The organism is Nitrospira moscoviensis (assembly GCF_001273775.1).
In the GTDB taxonomy this organism is placed as follows: domain Bacteria; phylum Nitrospirota; class Nitrospiria; order Nitrospirales; family Nitrospiraceae; genus Nitrospira_D; species Nitrospira_D moscoviensis.
In genome coordinates this window covers 2,839,500-2,857,879 of the sequence record NZ_CP011801.1, presented here as the reverse complement: position 1 = coordinate 2,857,879, position 18,380 = coordinate 2,839,500, and the positions used below count along the sequence as shown (strand labels likewise).

Below are 18,380 nucleotides of genomic sequence, written 5' to 3'. Positions count from 1 at the left end.
CTCGCTGGAAGGCCGATGTGTATTGGAAGGAGGTCGCGAATGCATAACTGGACATCGCTCAAGATGCAAGTCGGGCTGGCTCTTCTGGTGGGAGCCGCTACCCTCAGTGCCGGTGTGGCATCCGCCCGGGACGTCACATTTATCGCTCAGGAACTCGCGAAAGATCGGGCCATATGGCAGCCCGGTATGGTCATGATGGATCAACGGCAAGATCTCAAGGAGCCGCTATTCTTCGTTCTGGAGAATCCCACCGGGACCGAACATGAATTTGCCGTAGGGGGGCTCTTCATGATTCTTTCGGACGAGGAAATGGGGTCGCTGCGCACGGATATCTTTACCGGGCCGGTGACCGGACAGGTCCTGGCCCCGATCCGGGTGAAGGTCAAGGCCCGTGAGACATTGAAGATTCGCGTCTCGCCGGTCGGTTTGGAGGGAGCAAAGAACCTTGGGGCTCGCTATCCGTTTTTCTGCCCGACCCACAAAGATCTGCACCTCGGAGGGTTCATTCTGGTGGAATAAGCAAAAGGTTGGACTGGTCTGTGATCGTGAGAATCCAGCAAACAGATCAGCGGATCGGATGGGGGTCAGGATGCGATGAGGGCTCCGAAAACGGGAGAGCCGGCCACCCCGCATTCCGGCAGTCGAGAGGTTCGGGCGTTCCTCCTGTCCTTCTTGTCCTGTCGGATGGGCTGGCCGCGCTCTCCCTCTTTAGCAGTCATCACGGGGGACGATGAAAAGAGGCCACAGATGGATAAGCTCCCACAATGGACCCATGCCATTCTGATGTGCGCGCCTGGCATCACAGGGGCTGTGATCGGCGTCTCGTCGGCGATCGCATTGAAGACGTATCGGCCGGAGTGCCGGGTGACCTGTCTGGTCACTGGCGACGCAGCTCCGCTCCTGGAGCGCCATCCGGCCGTCGACCAGGCTCTCAGTGATCTCAGCTTCCGGGATCTGGTGGCGTTCTTTCGACGGCAATCATCGGGCCTCGTGCTCCTGTTGACTTCCAGCCCCGGATGGTTTGTTGCCGCAATGCTCGCTCGGGTTCCCGTCCGGATCTGCTGTGGTGCTGGCATGGAACGAATGGAGCGCGCACTGGCCTGGTTCTTCGGGTGTCAGGAAGGTGGGGTTGAAACCTCAGTTCTGAAAGCGCTGCGGATCATGGGATTACCATCCCGCCTGCCGGCACGGCCATGGGTAGTTCTGACGCCGCGAGAACGGCGGCGCGCTCGTCGGCGCGTCAGATCCCTGTCAAGACCGCGCGTCCTGGTTCATCCCTCTTGTCTCTGCGGTGCGATGGGTCTTCTGCGTTCCTGCTGGAGCCTCGTCCTGGCCGGCCTCGACCGCGCACCCTGTGAACGTTCTCCTCTTCCACAGTGGCTGGAACGCGGGGCGCTCGATCTTCTCTCCAAGCTGTCCTTGCGCGAGTGGCTCGCGGTTCTTGTTGAGATCGATGTGCTGGTCTCGGCCGACGAGGAGTCTCTCCTTCTCGCTGAGGCGATGGGAGTTCCGACGGTGCGGGTCGCTCAAGCTCTCAGGGACAAGGATGTGAGGTCCGTCCTACCTGAAGCGGTGGTTTGGCAGGTGGAAGCGGTCCTCCGCCACCGGCTCCGGATCGTGGGACGAGCCGATGTCCATCACGCAGGAGTCGTCTGAGCGGACCGTGTCATTGCGGAGGTGCCATGCTGCGGTCCTTGTTTCTTTTTGATATGACGTTCTGGCTCTACTTGGCGGCATTTGGCCTCTACGTCTTGTATGTCTTCATGAAACGTCCCGCCGTTGAACTGGCTGTCGCCGGCCCATCACTCAACTCGAGAGAGAACGAGGCAGGATGGGCTGGTCAGATCGGGCAGGTTGCGACTCTGGTCACGACAATCGGCTGGCTCGTGAATACGTTCGCCCTCGCGATCCGCGCGCAGGAGCGCCTGCGGCTCTCCGGCACCTTTGCTCCCTGGTCCAATCAGTTTGAAGCAATGGCGTACGTGTCGTGGGCGATCATGCTCGGCTACGTGCTGCTTGAGTCCACGTACAAGCTCAAAGCCGTCGGCGCGTTCGTCGTCGGGATCGGATTTATCGCGATGGGAGCCGCCTCCCTACTGCCTTACCGGTATCAGACCGCCGAGCCGCTCGTGCCGGCGCTGAACAGTTATTGGATTTACATTCACGTTTCCGTGACCCTGAGCAGCTATGCCGCCTTTGCCATGGCAGGCGGCCTCGGGGTGATGTACCTCGTCAAGGAACGGGCCGACAGGAGGGGAACCCCATCCAGCATCGCGGCGAGTCTGCCTGATCTCGAAACCATCGACGAGCTCGGCTACAAGGCGATTATGGTGGGGTTCCCGCTGCTGGCCTTCGGCATCATTCTCGGAGCCATGTGGGCGAACTATGCGTGGGGCGGCTATTGGAGCTGGGATCCCAAGGAAACGTGGTCGCTCATCGTCTGGTTGATTTACGGCGCCTATATCCATGCTCGGATGACTCGGGGTTGGGAAGGACGCCGCGCAGCAATCTACGCCGTCTTCGGGCTGCTCATGGTCATCTTCTGCTTCTGGGGAGTGAACTTTCTGCTGTCAGGTCTCCATGCCTACGCGTAGCAATCGTGGTGCGTGAAGACCAGAGGTAATGCGCTATGTGGATGTTCCTGCTGGCGTTTGCCGTTCTCTGGTTCATCATCCGCCTGAGTGTCATGGTATGGATCTTCAATGCGGAGGAGAGGATTTCCTCCTGGTCCGACTCGTTACTCGATCCCAGAGCAATCGTGTGCTAGCATGCCACAGCTAAGCACAAGGAGCGGAACGGAGTGACCGCCATGCGGAAGATCATCACAGTCTGGTGTCTATTCGCAGGGCTCTTGGGCTGCTCTGTTCTTGGGTCGAGCGAGATCCTGGTTTACGAGGACTCGAGATTCAGGGTGAGTGTGGTGCCCGCCCTCTCCGTGGAGGCCTCCCGTTCATCGGCCCGGTATGACCATCCTATGCAGGTCACCTCGGATCAGGTCTTCCGCATCCTGCGTGGAGTGGGCGTCGAACGGTCACGGGGATTGCTTGTATCGATGGTGCTGGGACCTCTCCATGAAGCCGCCTTCTCTCAGGAAGAGCTGACCATCCTGGTTCCGAAGATTGCCGCAGCGCTGTCGCGCGCATCCTCAAAGGATCGGGTGTCCGTCGTGCTTTCGCGAATGGCACCGTCCAAGACGCCGGAAACACTTGAATGGGCGCTGTGGGGCCAGGGAGGAAATCTATTCGTCGTGCTCACACGCCATCAATTGATCATGGCTCCTCAACAATCTGAACTGTCGTCGGCTCTTCAAGGTGGCGCGACCCGCGGTCCGGGCGTGACGCGCGACTTGCCCGGGGATCTGGCCGTGGGATTCTCCTATCCGGAGTACGTGGTTGCTCTGGAGCCGACGCTCGTGACGCAATTGTTCGGGAATCCTCATGCCCATGTCGTCATCGATTACCGCCGGTTTCTGGCCGATGCACGGCCGGCTGCCCAGATTGCCGATCGTCGTCCGACTTCGCCCAGCCCTGAGGCCCCTACCGGCAACACAGCTCCCGTGGAATCTTCCAGGGACATGCAGACGCTGAGCGAGCGCGTGAAGACGCTGGAGACACAAGTCAACGATCTGCTGGGTGTGGTCAAACAGCTGACCAAAGAACTGGCTGAGTCGAACAAAGCGCTCACCGCACGTGATGAAGAGATCCGCACGCTCAAGGGACAGACGAAATCATCAGACCGGCAGCGAAGATCCTCGTCGCCGTAGCGATCGACCGCCGCATTCTTCCCATCCCATCGTCGTACTGTCCCGCGATGCCCAAGATCCCGCTCATGATGCCGCTCGCCGTTGCGCGGCTCGTTCTTTCTACTTCGATACTGGCGTCATGCGCGCTGGGATCCGAGGAATATCTCCGAGAGGCGGTCGATCATGCCACGCAGAGCGACATTGCGGCTCGGTGGGGTCCGCCGGTGACGGAACAGCGAGGAGCAGATGGAGTCACTGTATGGACCTACGAGTATCGAGTGAATCGCCCGATTCCGGTCTGCCGAGATATTCCCGTCAGTGACTGTGTGCGGGGTAGACAGGATTGCACCGCCTATTACCTCACATTTGACGCCGAGAAGATCCTGCGCAATTGGATAAAGGGCCCCTGCTAGATCCTTCGCTCCGCTCAATGTGCTCCTGCCCGGTGACAAGACGGCCTGTCCGCAGTTGGTGCCTCCGATCTCTGAGACCTGAATTTCCAATGACACCTCGCATCGACCCTGACCCGGACTTCACCTGATCACTTCACCTCTCACCTGGGCCGAGAGCCTTACCCAGACTGCCGTTCAGCAACAGACACGTGCAACGATGCGCGATAAGCAGACTCTTATAAGCAGTTATAAAGCAAACAGATAGAATAACTATAGCCGAGGTATTGACATAGCGATTATTATTACTATATATGAATAGTTACTATTTGATAATAAATATTCCGTTGGAGGTGATCGGTGAACCAAGGCCGGGTGACTACTGTTCTCTTACTCAACATGGTGATCATGTTGGTTGCGCTCTTCCCTGCCCATTTCAGTATTTCAGCTTGGGCCCATGAGGATGGGGAACGTCGCAATACAGCTAGTAGCTCCATCTTGTCCAAGCAACCTCTTCAGGAAATCGAGGAGGGAACGGACATTCCATTTCAACTGACTCACTCGCACGAGACTTCTCTGGCTGGTAGCTGTCCTGACCTGGAGAATGAGGCCGACACTGCGGGGCTCCAGCACTGTGTCGCGACATTGACGAATCAGATTAGCGACTTGCTACGCCTCATCATGAATCTCTCAGAGGCCTTGGCAGAGTCTCAGAATGAGCTGTTGCGAGGCAACCATCAAGGGCCGACGGTCATGCAACCTGCGCGACCTCAGTCATAGAAGTCAGAATCGATGAGATAGAGCCGCCTTTTGGGAGCAAGCAACGAACCAGCAACAGGGAGAACACTCGTATGTCCAAGATTGGAAAAACGAAACGTTTACAACACATTCGACCCAGTCATTTCTTTATGATCGTCGGCCTCATGGCCCTTGGCATTCCAGCAATCTCTGGGACAGCCGCTTCGTCCGAGATTGATCGCCAGGTGGCTTGCGGGGCGGCAGAGACAACCGAACTTAACCGGTGGCCTTTGCGTACTCAGGATATGCCCGGATGCGCTGGACTGAGACAAGGGCAGGTCCTTCTCCAGACCACGCGTTCCCGGAGGGAGGCCGAAGAACCAGCTCTGAACCGGTGGCCCTATGCGTTTAAAGCCACAGAGATTGAGTCGGACAAGGCACTCGTCGTTGAGGACACTCGTGACCGTTCCAAGATATCGGAACGTACTGAACCAGACCTGAATATGTGGCCATTGTGGCCAAAATCCTAACCTCTCGTATCGGCCTGGGCCTGTGAGACGGGAATAAAGCAGGGATGATTACTGTTTAAGAACCAGTAAGACACGGGGAGTGCCCAATGAAGACCCCTCGCGACGTGACGACTGCACATCTTCAGCAGCGATTTCAGGAGAAAGGCCTCAAGCTCACACCGCAGCGATTGGCCATCTATCAAATGCTGATGAACACCGAAGCGCATCCGACCGCCGATGATATTTATCATGCTGTCAAGCCGACCTTTCCCATGCTCTCGCTCAACACCGTCTACTACACCTTGACCGCATTCAAGGAGGCGGGATTGGTTTGGGAAGTGCCAGTCGAGCATGCGTCTTCACGCTACGATGCCAATATGGATCAACACCATCATCTCGTGTGTTTGGACTGTGGAAAGATTGAGGATCTCTACGACGAAAGCTTGGTTTGTCTGCGCCCACCAACTGCGAATCAGCGGGGCTTTGATATTCGCATGCATCGGGTGGAGTTTCGCGGGTATTGCGAAGCGTGCCGAGCGAAGCAGGGGGCTTCTCAAGATACCGCGTTGAGCAACAGAAGTATGTCGCAATCGTGAGAGGCCGACTATGGTGGTTCGCATGGAGGCATCCTATCCGGCGGACCGTGACGATGGACCGTTCACCATCAAAGGAGGAATGAATCATGGGAAAGAGTCTCAAGGGGACCAAGAGTTTGGAGAATCTCAAAGAAGCCTTTGCCGGGGAGTCGCAGGCCAACCGACGTTACCTGTACTTTGCGCGGCGCGCGGATATTGAAGGATTTCCCGACGTCGGTGGTCTGTTCCGGGATACCTCTGAGGCGGAGACGGGACATGCCTTCGGACACTTGGATTTCCTCAAGGAAGTTGGAGATCCCGTCACCGGCATTCCTATCGGCAATACGGAAGCCAACCTGAAATCGGCGATCGAAGGGGAAACATACGAATACACCCAGATGTATCCGGGCATGGCCAGAACCGCGCGGGAGGAGGGCTTCGAGGAATTGGCCGAATGGTTTGAAACACTGGCCAAGGCAGAACGCTCGCATGCCAACCGATTCAACAAGGGGCTGGAGACGTTGAAGGCGTAGCGGGGAGCCAATCGGAGGGTCGAGTGCATAAATCCGACGGCGCTGATCGGACGAGAAAAGCATGAAAGGGTTCGATCTGGCAGACGACCGCATAGATCGAGCTGCGGTGGAGAAGGATACACTCCGCATCTTCGATATCTGTGACGGGTGCCGGCGCTGCATCAACCTCTGTCCGTCGTTCAACACGCTGCTGGACCGGTTGGACGCCGTGGACAGCGACGTCCACAAGCTAACGGCCGTCGATACGCGCCGGATCGTCGACGAATGCTATTATTGCAAGCTCTGTTTCAATCATTGTCCCTACACGCCGCCGCACCAATTCGACCTCGACTTTCCCCGGCTGATGGCGACGTGGAAACGGCTCTACGCGGAGGAACGGACTCCGCCGTTGCGGGATCGACTCCTCATCCGGACGGACCTCATTGGACGAGTCGGAACGCTGTTTGCGCCTGTCGTGAACTGGCTCAACCGCAACAGCTCCATCCGCCGGGTGATGCAGGTGGTCTTGGGGATCCACCTCGATCGCAAGCTCCTTTCCTTTCAATCTGAAACGTTTGCCCGCTGGTGGGCCAGGTCCCGTGCAACCGGCGCGCCCTCGCGCTCGGCATCCGGCCCAAAGGTCGCCTTGTTTCCGACCTGTACGGTGAATTACCACTGCACCGAAATCGGCCGGGCCACCGTGCAGGTCCTGGAAAGAAACGGGGCCGAGGTGATCGTTCCGGAGGGGCAACAGTGCTGCGGGATGCCGTATTTCGACACCGGCGACGTGCCGGCCATAAGACGTAACGCGCAAGCGAACCTGAAGGTGCTGGAGCCATGGGTTCGCCGAGGCTACGACGTGATCGCGCCGGTCCCCAGTTGCAGTCTGATGCTCAAGCGGGAATATCCGGACCTGCTCAAGACCGATATCGCCCGCATGGTAAGCACCCATACGTTCGACGTGTGCGAATATCTGATGAATTTGAAACGGCAAGGAAAGTTAGACGTGGACTTCGAACGGCGTCCACTCAAGATCGCCTATCAGATTCCGTGCCACCTTCGGGATCAAAACATCGGCTTCAAATCCAAGGAATTGATGGAGCTGACCGGCGCCACGGTGGAGGTGATCGAGCGATGTGCGGGGCATGACGGGACCTGGGGAGTCAAAGCAGAGTTCTTCGACATGTCTATGAAGATCGCCCGTAAAGTGGTGAGCCAAGTCAAGGAAGCTCAGCCCGATCTCATCGTGTCCGATTGTCCGCTGGCGGCGCTGCAGATCGATCAAGCCAGCCAGGCCATTCGGCCCACGCTGCATCCGATCCAGATCGTCAAACAAGCGTACGGATTATGAAAGCAAGTGGTCGATGGAACCGTTGACGGTCGAAGATCTGAAGCCTCTTGATGAATATGAGCAGACCCGTGAAGAAGTCCGCCGATGGACGATCGCGCTCAAGCGCAGCCGGCGGATCTCCATTGGAGAATACATCACGGTCGTGTTCGAGAACCGGGATACGCTCTGGTTTCAGATACAGGAAATGATCCGAGCCGAGAAAATTGTGGACCGTGAGAAGGTGCGGGCGGAAGTTGAAACCTATAACCAGCTGATTCCGGGCCCGGGCGAATTAAGTGCCACCCTGATGATCGAGATCACGGACAAGTCCAGAGTGAAGGACATCCTCGATCGATTGCGGGGCCTCGATCGGGAGAAGACCGTCTGGCTGCGCATTGGGCCGCACATGGTCTATGGGGTGTTTGAAGAAGGTCATAGCAAGGAGGACAAGATCAGCGCAGTTCACTTTGTGCGATTCCACGTTCCCGAGTCCATCAAGACCGAGCTGAGGAATCTCCAAACGCGGATCGAGATCGGCATCACCCATCCGACCTATCACGCCGTCGTTCCTGTCCCTGATGATCTGCGGTTCGCCCTCTTGACCGACCTCGACTAACCGCAGCGCCGTGCTGGTCTCTGGGTTTCTAACGAATCAGGGCTTGGCGCCGCGGTTTCTTCAAAAAGAATGGATGTCGACGATGGTCGTCATCGACGACGAAGAACCAATCCGCAAGCTGCACGAACCAGAGTCTGAAAGGAGAGAGCTCAAGAAGGACCTCCGCGAGCTCATGACCCGGTCACAGGCCTGGTGGCCGGCGGACTTCGGCCACTATGGCCCGCTCTTTATCCGCATGGCCTGGCACAGCGCCGGAACCTACCGTGTCACGGACGGCCGCGGCGGCGCCGGCCGCGGCCAGCAGCGCTTCGCGCCTCTCGACGCCTGGCCCGATAACATCAACCTCGACAAGGCGCGCCGCCTCCTGTGGCCGATCAAGCAGAAGTACGGCAGAAAGATCTCCTGGGCCGACCTGATCATCCTTGCCGGCAACGTCGCGCTGGAGTCGATGGGCTTCAGGACCTTCGGCTTCGGCGGTGGCCGTGAGGACGTGTGGGAGCCGGACGAGGATGTGAACTGGGGCGAGGAGATCGCGTGGCTGGGCGACAACAAGCGCTTCAGTGGCGATCGGGACCTCGGGCCGTTCGGCGCCACCCAAATGGGACTCATCTACGTCAACCCGGAAGGTCTGAACGCGAGCGGCGACTACCTGGCCGCCGCCAAGGACATCCGTGCCACTTTCGGCCGCATGGCGATGAACGACGAAGAAACTGTCGCCCTCATCGCCGGTGGCCATACCTTCGGCAAGTGCCATGGCGTCGCTCCGGAATCCCACAAGGGCGAGGATCCGGAAGCCGCCCCCCTAGAAGCACAGGGCCTGGACTGGATGAGCGACTACGGAACGGGGCGCGGCGCCGATACCATCTCGAGCGGCCTCGAAGTCACCTGGACTAAGACCCCGGCGCTGTGGAGCAACAACTCTTCCTGGAGAACCTCTACACATACGAGTGGGAGCTGACCAAGTCGCCCGCTGGCGCCAAGCAGTGAGTGGCCAAGAACGCGCCGGAGATCATCCCAGACGCACATATTCCGGGCAAGTTCCACAAGCCGACCATGCTGACCACAGACCTGACGCTACGTTTCGATCCGCAGTTCGGCAAGATCTCGCGCCGCTTCCTCGACGACCCGCAGGCCTTCAGCAACTCCTTCGCGCGCGCCTGGTTCAAGCTGACGCACCGTGACATGGGCCCGCGCACCCGCTATTTCGGGCCGGAAGTGCCGAAGGAAGAAGCTGATCTGGCAGGATCCGATCCCGGCGGTCGATCACAAGCTGATCGGCGAGGAGGACATCGCCGCGCTCAAGAGCAGGGTGCTGGCTTCGGACCTCACGGTATCGCAGCTCGTCTCGACCGCGTGGGCGTCGGCGTCCACCTTCCGCGGGTCGGACAGGCGCGGCGGCGCCAACGGTGCGCGCATTCGCCTTGCGCCGCAGAAGGATTGGGAGGTCAACCAGCCAGCCGAGCTGGCGAAGGTGCTGCGGACGCTCGAAGAGATCCAGAAGGGGTTCAACGCTTCGCTGTCCGCCGGGAAAAAGGTCTCGCTTGCCGACCTGATCGTTCTGGCCGGCTGTGCGGCGATCGAAAAGGCCGTGCAGGCCGCCGGGCACGACGTGACGGTTCCTTTCACGCCCGGGCGCACGGACGCCATGCAGGCGCAGACGGATGTGGAGTCCTTCGCGGTGCTCGAGCCGATGGCCGACGGCTTCCGTAACTACCTGAACGGCAAGTTCCCGGTCACCGCTGAGCAGTTGCTGATCCACCGAGCGCAGCTCCTGACGCTCACCGCGCCCGAGATGACCGTGCTCATCGGCGGCCTGCGCGGCGGAAAACAGGGTTCAGGTCGTTTGACGAAAGCTGAGAATAAATTGAAAGGGATAGAGAAGGGGAGAACTAGAACGACAAAGTGGCAAAGGACTTTCAGAGGCAGAGCCGTTCTTCTAATCCAGCGAAACCACTGATAAGTTATCAGACCTGTTCGTGAAGGATAACCGAACGGACAACCCGTTGCTTCCAAGCGGCTGCCTCAATGGCTCGGATAGTCCCACAATCCGAGTCGGCGTTGAGACGTTATCGGATCATCTGAATCTCAACGTCAAGCTTGAGGGTTTTCCACATCCGGTCTGCGGTGAGCACGGGCCGATGCAGCTGTTGCCCTAAAGCAAGACAGGCGCGGTCACCCAACGAGAGGCCGTAGTTACTCGTGGCAGGACGCAAAAGGCCCGTGCGAAGAGCGAGATCCTCGTCAAAGGGAATCACCACGAGCCCTAATTCGCCAAGCACGGTCTTAATCGTTCCTTCAGGCATCCCAGCCTCAGCGAGTTTGCCGACCACTTCTGCGAGGTTGACCGTGCTGATGACGGCCTGTGGCAGGAACGAGGCGACTGTGCCTGCTCCGGGCTCATCATTGAGTAGCGCAAGCACGGCCGTGGCATCGAGCACAGTTTTCCTCATGACCGACTCACCGTCACTGCCCGCTTCTTCCTCTCCAGCCGGACCTCTTGGCGACGGTCTTTCATAAGCTCGTCCGCCAGCGCGCGCCCTTTGGGAACAAACTGACGCACCAGCGACTGGGCGCGCTTGACTGCCTGACGGGGCGTGACAAGCCGCACTTCATTCTCCTCGAGGACGAGGACGACATCATCTCCCGGCTTCAGTCCGAGGGCTTTCCGGTACCCGGCAGGAATGACAATCCTGCCCCCTTGGCTAAGATGCGTCTTGAATGGAGCCATATGTCACCTCTAAATCAATGTGGCATAATAATCATAGCATGGCATCCAATGACAGACAAGCCAGGATTACTTTCATCCTGCTGGCGTTTATGAGGATCGCCGGTTTGAACACCTCACGGGGATTAACGATGCTCAGATGCTGACGGTGTTGATGCCGATGACGGCATGTTTCGCGTCGAGGCCCACGACCAGGAAATGCTCGCGGTCGAGTCCCTCGAAGAGCGGAGCGAGAAACCGGTGCGCTTTATTTGAATCGCTGATCCGGACGTCACCGCCAGTTGCTCCTGATTCTTTCACCAGCATGACGCGATAGCGGGGAGGGGTGTAGGAACGCATGTCTCTTCTCACCAAACGAAGCAACAGGCTGCACTGCGGAATCCCCCGAGGTGACGGTGCAGTTGACCAAGGAGAGCGCCATGAGTTGCACTTGGGGGCGATGCAGAGGACCTGTATCTGACTCGGCTGCGATTCAGGTGGTCACTGACGGTTCCCCGGATTTGACGGTCCGTTCGATAACTCTGAGCTTCGATGGCCGATCGGCCGTGGGCAGGCCCTGTCGCGAGAGCGAAAGAGAACCTTTCTATGAAAGATAATAAGAAGCTAGGTCTCTCGGCTCATGTCCTATACGGGTCAGGAGGATCAATTCATCCAGCGCCGGCAAAGGGATGAACCTGTTCGCCGTGCATCGGTGCACGCGGCGACGTGTGTCGCGTGTGGGGTCGCACTCCGACCATGTCCCTCGGTGGGCAGTTGATGGATGGCGTTTGCGGAGCGGTCTTCAGGAGTCACGCGAGCCTGTGTAGTTAGGCAGTGAGATGGCGGCGGCTCTCTCCATTCATGGAGTGGACTGCTTCTTGCTGAGCGTTTCCCCCAAGAAGAGTCAGGAGTCTGGTCCGTCTTATACGGAATAGGTCTTTTGGTCGCGCATCTGGCCCGCGCGAAGGTGCGGCAGAACTCATAGGAGTGCACATGTCCCTCCCGATCTGGATTCTTGCTCCTCTTTTGCCCCTTGTCGCCGGGGTGCTGATCGGTCTCCTCGGCACTCGTCTCAGGGACCAGAGCTACAAAATCGGCGTGCCTGCTGTGGCAGGGGCGTTCGCGGTGGCGATCTGGGCGCTGTTCAATGTCGGCCGGCAAGAGGCGCCGCTCTCCTCCTTGTTCTGGTCGTTGCCGCTGCCCGCGAGCCCGTGGTTTCGGTTCGGACTGCAACTCGATCGTCTGAGCGCCGTGATGATGGTGCTGATCACGGGCGTGAGCTTGACCATTCATCTCTACTCGCGGAACTACATGCAGGGCGACCGGGGCTATGCCCGCTTTTACGCGTTGCTGGGACTGATCACTGCGGTGCTTCTGTTTCTCGTGACCAGCGCGAATCTGTTTCTGCTGTTCGTCTGCTGGCAACTGGTGAGCTGGCTCTTGTATCTGCTGCTGGTCCACAACTACGGCTATGGGCCCGCTGTGAAGTCGGCCATGAAAACCTGGATCATACTGCGGCTGGGCGATGTGGCGTTCTTGTCCGGCGTCGTGCTGGCCTACCACACGTACGGGACGCTGGAGCTTTCGGAGCTCTTCGAACGCGCGGCTCAGCATGCCGCGGTTGTGTCGCTCTGGCCTCAAGGCCCTGAAATCGACGCGGTGACGGCCGTGACGTTGTTGCTCTTCGTCGGGGCCATGAGCAAGTCGGCGCAATTCCCGCTGCACGTGTGGCTGCCGGATACCATGGATACGCCGACCCCGGTATCGGCTCTCATGCATGCCGGCATTGTCAATGCCGGCGGGTTTCTCTTCAACCGCCTGGCGCCGTTGTTCGGGCAGGCGCTGGACACGTTACACGTCGCCTTCGTCATCGGCGGCCTCACGGCCATCGTGGGGGCCACCATCATGCTGACGCAGCCGGATGTGAAGAAGATGTTGGGTTTCTCGACGATGGGGCAAATGGGGTACATGACCATGGAATGCGGCTTGGGCGCCTTCGCCTTGGCGATCTTCCACCTCGTCGCGCACGGCATCTTCAAAGCCACCCTGTTTCTCCACGCAGGGAATATCGTGCACCAGGCGCGCCGCGAGCCGAAGTTCCCACCGGGGTTTGAGCGAGAAGACGTCGATGTGCACCCTCATCTACCCTGGCTGACGGGAGTAGCCGTGACCTTGGTGTTGCCGCTGGCCATTCTGCTCGCGGCCCACGGTCTCCTGCACATCCCGCTCCAGAGCCAGCAGGGCGCGATCGTGTTCCTCTTCTTCGCCTGGGTGACGTCCTCGCAGGCCATCTTAAGCCTGTACCGACTCAGAGCCGTGGGATCATGGAAAGTCGCCGGGCTGATGGTGATCGCCATCGCGCTGGTGGTGGCGACGTATCTCTGGGCCGCGGAGGCCTTCACCCATTTTCTGTACCCGTCGCCGGGGGAAGCCGCGCGCTATTTTGAGGTGGCCGCGTTTCCGCTCTGGCTGTTCGACCTCTTTGTCATGACCGTCACGCTGTTCGTCGTGATGGGCTGGGTGGTGGTCTATACCAATATCAAGGGGCAGCGCAGTTTCATGCCGGGGTGGATCGCGGGGCTGATGCCTCGGTTGTACGTCTGGTTCTGGAATCGCCTGTTCATCGACGCCCTCTACGAGAGGATCGTGCAGGCGATGGCTCGCTGGGCCTTTCGGGTGAACGCGAAGCTTCCCGAGTGGCTGCCCTAGCGCGCATGATGGCAAGGCGATGCTCGCGTGTGATGTGACTCAGGAGATGTTCGGCATGGGCGAGGCTAGGAGGATGTGGTGCAAAGCACGGTCGTAGCGCTGGATGTTTCGGTCGGGGTGACGATCGCGCTGCTCGTCGTTGCCGCAGGCGTGGCCCTTATGGGGCAAGGGTTCAAGAAAGAGCGGATACCCGCGTCCATTCAGACACTGCTCCTGCTCGGCTTGAGCCTGGGTGTCGTTGTCAGTGGCGGTGCGATGCGCGCGGTCTTCCTGGCCATGGTCTTCGGCATGACCGGCTTGATGCTCGTGAAGAGGGCGGGATCCTGTCCTGTGGTTCGAGGATCGCTGGGCGTCGGCAGCGCGGGGATGGCATGCCTGATCGCGTCTCTCTGGGCCCCGCCACCTGCCGCCACTGTGCTGCAGGTCATCGGGTACGCGACCGCCCTCCCGCTATTTCCGTTTCACGGGCTGTTTGTCGGCGCGGTCGCACACCTGCCGGCGAGCGTGGCGGTGTTTGCAGGGTTCGCCCTCCCGTTCTTGGGGTTCATCGAACTCGGTTCCGTCGGCTCGGCGCTACCGGCGTGGATGCAGACCGGCCTCTTCGTGCCGGCTCTTCTCGGCGCCCTCTATGGAGTGATGAAGGTGATCGCGGGTCATCATGTAGGCGAGCAGGCAGCCTACCTTGGAGTGAGCTTGCTCGCCGTTCCGTGGTGGCATCTGTCCGTCACGGGCAATGCCGCCCCGGCCGCTCTGTATGTGACCGCGACCGCCCTGGCGCTGCTCGGGCTTCGGCTGGCCGCCGGGTTCCTCCTGACACGGTTCGGTCATCTGGACATCGACAAGATACGCGGGCTCGCCCGGCCGATGCCACGGTTCGCCACACTGCTGACTTTATTAATGATGGCGGTCATGGGGCTTCCGCTGTTCGGGGTGTTTTCGGGATTCATGGCGCTGCTGCTGGGACCTTCGTCCTTTGGGGCGGCGGGCCTCGCCGGCGTGGTGGTTCTCTGGTTCCTGGCGTCGTGGCTCATGACACACCTCCTGCAACGACTTCTCTTTGGTCCACCTCGAACGGACGCGCTGTATCGTGACCTCACCTGGTCTGAAGCCTGCTCGCTGGCAGTCGTCCTCGTAGTTCTGGCGGCCGGCGCCATCATGCCGGCCGACGGATTCCAGATCGGTCATGGGCCGGAGGTATCCTGGCTTTCGCGGAGGTGATCCGATGCAGGCGCTCGAGTCCGTCCCCTATACAGAATCCCGCCGCGCTGAGCTGCGCGCGCTCGTCAAACTGGCCGGCGACATCATTCCCCCGCTCTGGCCGCTCCGCACGGCTATCGCCATCAATCCGCTCGTAGGCCTGGAAGAGTTGGAGTTTCATGACGCGATTCGACGCGCCCAAGCCTGGTGGGGCGGGCGCGGATACCTGCCAAATGAACACTACCGCGCGTATTATCGAGAGGGCCGCATCACACGGCAACAGGTCGATGCGGCGTTGGCACCGTTGGCCGGCGAGCCGCCCGTGACGATCGGGGGAAAATCGGTGTCCCATCTGGATGTGCTCCGGGCCCACTTGATCCACGGCATTCCGGACCCGGCGCACGAGATGGTCGATGCCGTCGTCAACCACGAGCCGGAGCGGGACTGCGTGGAAGCCCTTGCCGATCGCTTGCGTCACGTGCTCGATCGTTCAAGCTCGGAAGCGATCGTCCAGGCCCAGGTCCAAGCGGATCGGGCGGTGCTGGCTCATACCTGCTCCTTGGCCCAGTGGTGCGATCAGACACTTGGACTCAATCTGTGGGCGACGATCAATTCGGAACTGATCAAGTGGTGCGCCGCCTACTTGGATGAAGGGCAGGCGGCCTGGCCCATGCCGAGGCAGCGACAAACCTTTTACGGGACCTGGAAGACGCTTGCAGGCTACGATCGCTCTGGCTCGCTCGATGGCCTGCTCGAACACGGCGAGGCCACATTGGCGGCGTTGCCCGAACGGGCGGAGGATGCCCTTCTGGATAGCCTCACCACCATGGGACTGCCGGAATCAACCTGGCCCGACTATCTGGCGATCCATCTTACCGCCTTGCCGGGCTGGGCCGGGTTCATCAAGTGGCGAGCCGAGCAGCCGGATCCGGTCTCGGCGGAATGGGCCAAGGCCTTTCCCTGCGACCTCGTGCAATATCTCGCGGTGCGGCTCTGGTACGAGCAGGAGTTGGTGAGGGCGGCCTGCCGCCGCCATCTCGATACGGAAGGAACCGTTGCGGCCCTCACCGCATTCATGCATCGGGACCCGGCGGTCTATCTGCTCAGGAGGGAACGGGTCGCAGGCCGGCTCCCATCGGCGGATGTGGGGCAAGTCGATCGGCTGGCCTGTACGGAACCATCGGCTCGAAGCGAGGCGTGGCAGGCCCTAGCGAACCGGTATGTCGCCAATCTCGGCGCCCTCCATGACGACGCTACGGTGAAGACGGCGGCCTGGCGCCTGGCGAGGCTGGCGGCGCATCTGGAGATCCTCCCGAGGGCGCTGCTGGACGGTCCTCCATCGGAGCTGAAACGGCTCTTGCAATGGTTGAACGCCTTTCCGGAACAGGCGCATGGTCCTCGCTGGTTGGCGGCGCTGGAGGCGGGGTTCCGGGAGTCGCTCATTGAACGGTTGGAGCGCAATGTTAAGCCGCCCGTGGACCCTGTGCCCGTTCAGGAAGTGCGCCCGCTCGCGCAGGCGGTCTTCTGCATCGACGCCCGTTCGGAGCGGTTCCGCCGGCACCTGGAGGAGATCGGCGACTATCAGACGCTGGGGTTTGCGGGGTTCTTTCTCTGCTTTATCCGCTTCCGGGCCTTCGGGCTCCATCATGACATCAATAGCTTTCCGGTCATCATGAAAAGCAAGAACGTGGTGCGCGAAATCCCGCGGTCCGTGTCCGGTCTGGCCGTGTCCCGCTATCGCGCGGGCGCGCGACTCATTCAGGCCGCTCATGTCCTGTTCCACGACCTCAAGTATCATGTCATTACGCCCTATGTCATGGTCGAGTCCCTCGGGTGGTTCTTCGCCCTTCCCTTCATCGGGAAAACGCTCATCCCTCGAGGCTGGCGATGGGTTGGGGGAGCCTTGACGCAGTTGTTGGCACCCAAGATCGCGACGACCCTCACGGTCAATAAACTGGCCAGGAACGAGGTCGAAGAGATGCTCGCCGCCGAGCATCGCGCGGTGATCCGTCGGGCCCTGCGCGAACGGCTCGGCCTGATGGGATCGCAGATCGACCCTGGGCTGATCGACACCTTGCGCCGGGAGGCGCTGGAGGAAAGCGGCGGCACGGGGGCGTCCCTCACGGGCCTGTCGGCGGCGGACACCGCCCGGTTCATCGCCGCGCTCAGGACCGACTATGGCGTCAGCCGCCGCCGCATGGGCGCTCAGATCAGCCGGATTACCATGACGGGGTTGACGCTCGATGAGCAGGTCGTCACGGTGGACACGGCGCTCCGCATGATGGGCCTGACCCATAACTTTGGCCGGCTGGTGGTCTTCATCGGACACGGCAGCACGGTGGACAACAATCCCTACGAGGCGGCTCTGGAGTGCGGCGCCTGCGGCGGCAACGAAGGCAATCCGAACGTGCGCCTCCTGGCCGCGATGGCGAATAACCCGGACGTGCGCCGGCAATTGGAGAAGAAGGGAATCTACATTCCCGAAGATACCTGCTTCATCGGAGGGCGGCACGACACGTGCACCGACGCCGTGCAGTTGTTCGATCTCGAGGATGTCCCGACGACGCACCGGAAAGACCTGATCCGCTTGATCGAGGACCTGGCCGCGGCCGGTCGGCAGACTGGGCTGGAGCGCCTGGCGCAGCTCCCGGACATCGCGCCGGAGATCGCACGGACCACGGTCGAGACGCTGGTTCGGCAGCGGAGCGCCGATTGGAGTCAAGTCCGTCCGGAGTGGGGATTGGCCCGGAATGCCGCGGTCGTGGTCGGCCGCCGCCGGCTGACGCGGGGCCTGCATCTCGACGGACGGGTCTTTCTCCATTCCTATGACTATACGGCGGATCCTACGGGCAAGTTGCTGGAGATCATCCTGACCGCGCCGGGTCAGGTGATGGAGTGGATCAATCTGGGGTACTACTTCTCCACGGTGGACAATGAGACCTATGGCGCCGGAAACAAGATCTACCATAACGTCGTGGGGCATCTGGGCGTCATGGTCGGGACCCAGAGCGACCTGCGGATCGGATTGCCCTGGCAAAGCGTCATGGCGAACGATGAGCAGCCGTATCACGAACCGGTCCGGTTACTGGCCGTCGTCGAGGCTCCCCGCGATCGCGTGATCGGCTTGATCGAGCGCCATCCGCTCCTCCAGCGGTGGTATGACCACGGGTGGGTGCATCTGGTGCTTCTCGACCCGGAGGAACGGCGATGGTACCGGTATCGCCCCACGCAGCAGTGGGATGTGATTACGCCCGGGCTTGCGACGGCCGTCTCATGATGCCGGCTGGTCGTGCTCACCGCGATCAGACCGCCCATCCGCCAAAGCGGCACCATGGCCACGAGGCCCGCTCGGTATCCTT

The 18,380-nt window shown here is 60.3% G+C and carries 15 protein-coding genes and 1 pseudogene; 13 read left to right on the top strand and 3 right to left on the bottom strand.

What is annotated here, in order from left to right:
• The first annotated feature begins 39 nt into the window (after positions 1-39).
• The 10 genes and pseudogenes from NITMOv2_RS13920 to katG form a co-directional block, all read left to right on the top strand.
• A complete protein-coding gene (locus NITMOv2_RS13920; protein ID WP_053380441.1) occupies positions 40-519 on the top strand; it encodes a hypothetical protein in 480 nt (159 codons plus the stop codon).
• A gap of 777 nt (positions 520-1,296) precedes the next feature.
• On the top strand, positions 1,297-1,656 hold the full coding sequence (locus NITMOv2_RS23550) for a hypothetical protein (protein WP_145976342.1): 360 nt from the start codon (positions 1,297-1,299) through the stop codon (positions 1,654-1,656).
• 26 nt (positions 1,657-1,682) lie between these two features.
• Entirely contained in the window at positions 1,683-2,594 is a 912-nt protein-coding gene (gene ccsB, locus NITMOv2_RS13910) for a c-type cytochrome biogenesis protein CcsB (protein WP_053380439.1), read from the top strand.
• A 380-nt stretch (positions 2,595-2,974) separates the two neighbouring features.
• Positions 2,975-3,763 (top strand): hypothetical protein, encoded by a 789-nt coding sequence (locus NITMOv2_RS13905; RefSeq protein ID WP_053380438.1) that lies wholly within the window; start codon positions 2,975-2,977, stop codon positions 3,761-3,763.
• A 47-nt stretch (positions 3,764-3,810) separates the two neighbouring features.
• On the top strand, positions 3,811-4,155 hold the full coding sequence (locus tag NITMOv2_RS23545) for a hypothetical protein (RefSeq protein ID WP_145976341.1): 345 nt from the start codon (positions 3,811-3,813) through the stop codon (positions 4,153-4,155).
• A 1,330-nt stretch (positions 4,156-5,485) separates the two neighbouring features.
• A complete protein-coding gene (locus tag NITMOv2_RS13890) occupies positions 5,486-5,974 on the top strand; it encodes a Fur family transcriptional regulator (RefSeq protein WP_053380435.1) in 489 nt (162 codons plus the stop codon).
• Between the two features lie 86 nt (positions 5,975-6,060).
• Entirely contained in the window at positions 6,061-6,486 is a 426-nt protein-coding gene (locus NITMOv2_RS13885; RefSeq protein WP_053380434.1) for a rubrerythrin family protein, read from the top strand.
• Between the two features lie 61 nt (positions 6,487-6,547).
• On the top strand, positions 6,548-7,816 hold the full coding sequence (locus NITMOv2_RS13880; protein WP_053380433.1) for a heterodisulfide reductase-related iron-sulfur binding cluster: 1,269 nt from the start codon (positions 6,548-6,550) through the stop codon (positions 7,814-7,816).
• A gap of 13 nt (positions 7,817-7,829) precedes the next feature.
• Positions 7,830-8,411: a DUF3501 family protein gene (locus NITMOv2_RS13875; protein WP_053380432.1), complete on the top strand. Its 582-nt coding sequence runs from the start codon at positions 7,830-7,832 to the stop codon at positions 8,409-8,411.
• Between the two features lie 82 nt (positions 8,412-8,493).
• Positions 8,494-10,230: pseudogene (gene katG / locus NITMOv2_RS25080) on the top strand (catalase/peroxidase HPI); the annotation flags it as partial.
• A gap of 247 nt (positions 10,231-10,477) precedes the next feature.
• Here katG and NITMOv2_RS13865 read toward each other — a convergent pair.
• The 3 genes from NITMOv2_RS13865 to NITMOv2_RS13855 form a co-directional block, all read right to left on the bottom strand.
• Positions 10,478-10,849, bottom strand: coding sequence for a type II toxin-antitoxin system VapC family toxin (locus tag NITMOv2_RS13865; RefSeq protein ID WP_202967231.1), 372 nt, complete (start codon positions 10,847-10,849; stop codon positions 10,478-10,480).
• A gap of 8 nt (positions 10,850-10,857) precedes the next feature.
• Positions 10,858-11,139: an AbrB/MazE/SpoVT family DNA-binding domain-containing protein gene (locus NITMOv2_RS13860; protein ID WP_053380430.1), complete on the bottom strand. Its 282-nt coding sequence runs from the start codon at positions 11,137-11,139 to the stop codon at positions 10,858-10,860.
• Between the two features lie 132 nt (positions 11,140-11,271).
• Entirely contained in the window at positions 11,272-11,475 is a 204-nt protein-coding gene (locus NITMOv2_RS13855; protein ID WP_053380429.1) for an MPN domain-containing protein, read from the bottom strand.
• Positions 11,476-12,108: 633 nt separating this feature from the next.
• Here NITMOv2_RS13855 and NITMOv2_RS13850 point away from each other — a divergent pair.
• The 3 genes from NITMOv2_RS13850 (at position 12,109) to NITMOv2_RS13840 (ending at position 18,298) form a co-directional block, all read left to right on the top strand.
• Positions 12,109-13,824: an NADH-quinone oxidoreductase subunit 5 family protein gene (locus NITMOv2_RS13850; RefSeq protein WP_053380428.1), complete on the top strand. Its 1,716-nt coding sequence runs from the start codon at positions 12,109-12,111 to the stop codon at positions 13,822-13,824.
• A 78-nt stretch (positions 13,825-13,902) separates the two neighbouring features.
• Positions 13,903-15,042, top strand: coding sequence for a proton-conducting transporter transmembrane domain-containing protein (locus NITMOv2_RS13845; RefSeq protein ID WP_053380427.1), 1,140 nt, complete (start codon positions 13,903-13,905; stop codon positions 15,040-15,042).
• Between the two features lie 4 nt (positions 15,043-15,046).
• The gene (locus NITMOv2_RS13840; protein WP_053380426.1) at positions 15,047-18,298 is read left to right on the top strand and encodes a DUF2309 domain-containing protein; all 3,252 of its coding nucleotides are present in this window, start codon (positions 15,047-15,049) and stop codon (positions 18,296-18,298) included.
• Positions 18,299-18,380: the final 82 nt, after the last annotated feature.

Coding starts and splice junctions, on each gene's coding strand:
- NITMOv2_RS13860 (WP_053380430.1), bottom strand. CDS start 11,139: ATGGCTCCATTCAAGACGCATCTTAGCCAAGGGGGCAGGATTGTCATT.
- NITMOv2_RS13885 (WP_053380434.1), top strand. CDS start 6,061: ATGGGAAAGAGTCTCAAGGGGACCAAGAGTTTGGAGAATCTCAAAGAA.
- NITMOv2_RS13855 (WP_053380429.1), bottom strand. CDS start 11,475: ATGCGTTCCTACACCCCTCCCCGCTATCGCGTCATGCTGGTGAAAGAA.
- NITMOv2_RS13850 (WP_053380428.1), top strand. CDS start 12,109: ATGTCCCTCCCGATCTGGATTCTTGCTCCTCTTTTGCCCCTTGTCGCC.
- NITMOv2_RS13880 (WP_053380433.1), top strand. CDS start 6,548: ATGAAAGGGTTCGATCTGGCAGACGACCGCATAGATCGAGCTGCGGTG.
- NITMOv2_RS23550 (WP_145976342.1), top strand. CDS start 1,297: ATGGGTCTTCTGCGTTCCTGCTGGAGCCTCGTCCTGGCCGGCCTCGAC.
- NITMOv2_RS23545 (WP_145976341.1), top strand. CDS start 3,811: ATGCCCAAGATCCCGCTCATGATGCCGCTCGCCGTTGCGCGGCTCGTT.
- NITMOv2_RS13905 (WP_053380438.1), top strand. CDS start 2,975: ATGCAGGTCACCTCGGATCAGGTCTTCCGCATCCTGCGTGGAGTGGGC.
- NITMOv2_RS13890 (WP_053380435.1), top strand. CDS start 5,486: ATGAAGACCCCTCGCGACGTGACGACTGCACATCTTCAGCAGCGATTT.
- NITMOv2_RS13840 (WP_053380426.1), top strand. CDS start 15,047: ATGCAGGCGCTCGAGTCCGTCCCCTATACAGAATCCCGCCGCGCTGAG.
- ccsB (WP_053380439.1), top strand. CDS start 1,683: ATGCTGCGGTCCTTGTTTCTTTTTGATATGACGTTCTGGCTCTACTTG.
- NITMOv2_RS13875 (WP_053380432.1), top strand. CDS start 7,830: ATGGAACCGTTGACGGTCGAAGATCTGAAGCCTCTTGATGAATATGAG.
- NITMOv2_RS13920 (WP_053380441.1), top strand. CDS start 40: ATGCATAACTGGACATCGCTCAAGATGCAAGTCGGGCTGGCTCTTCTG.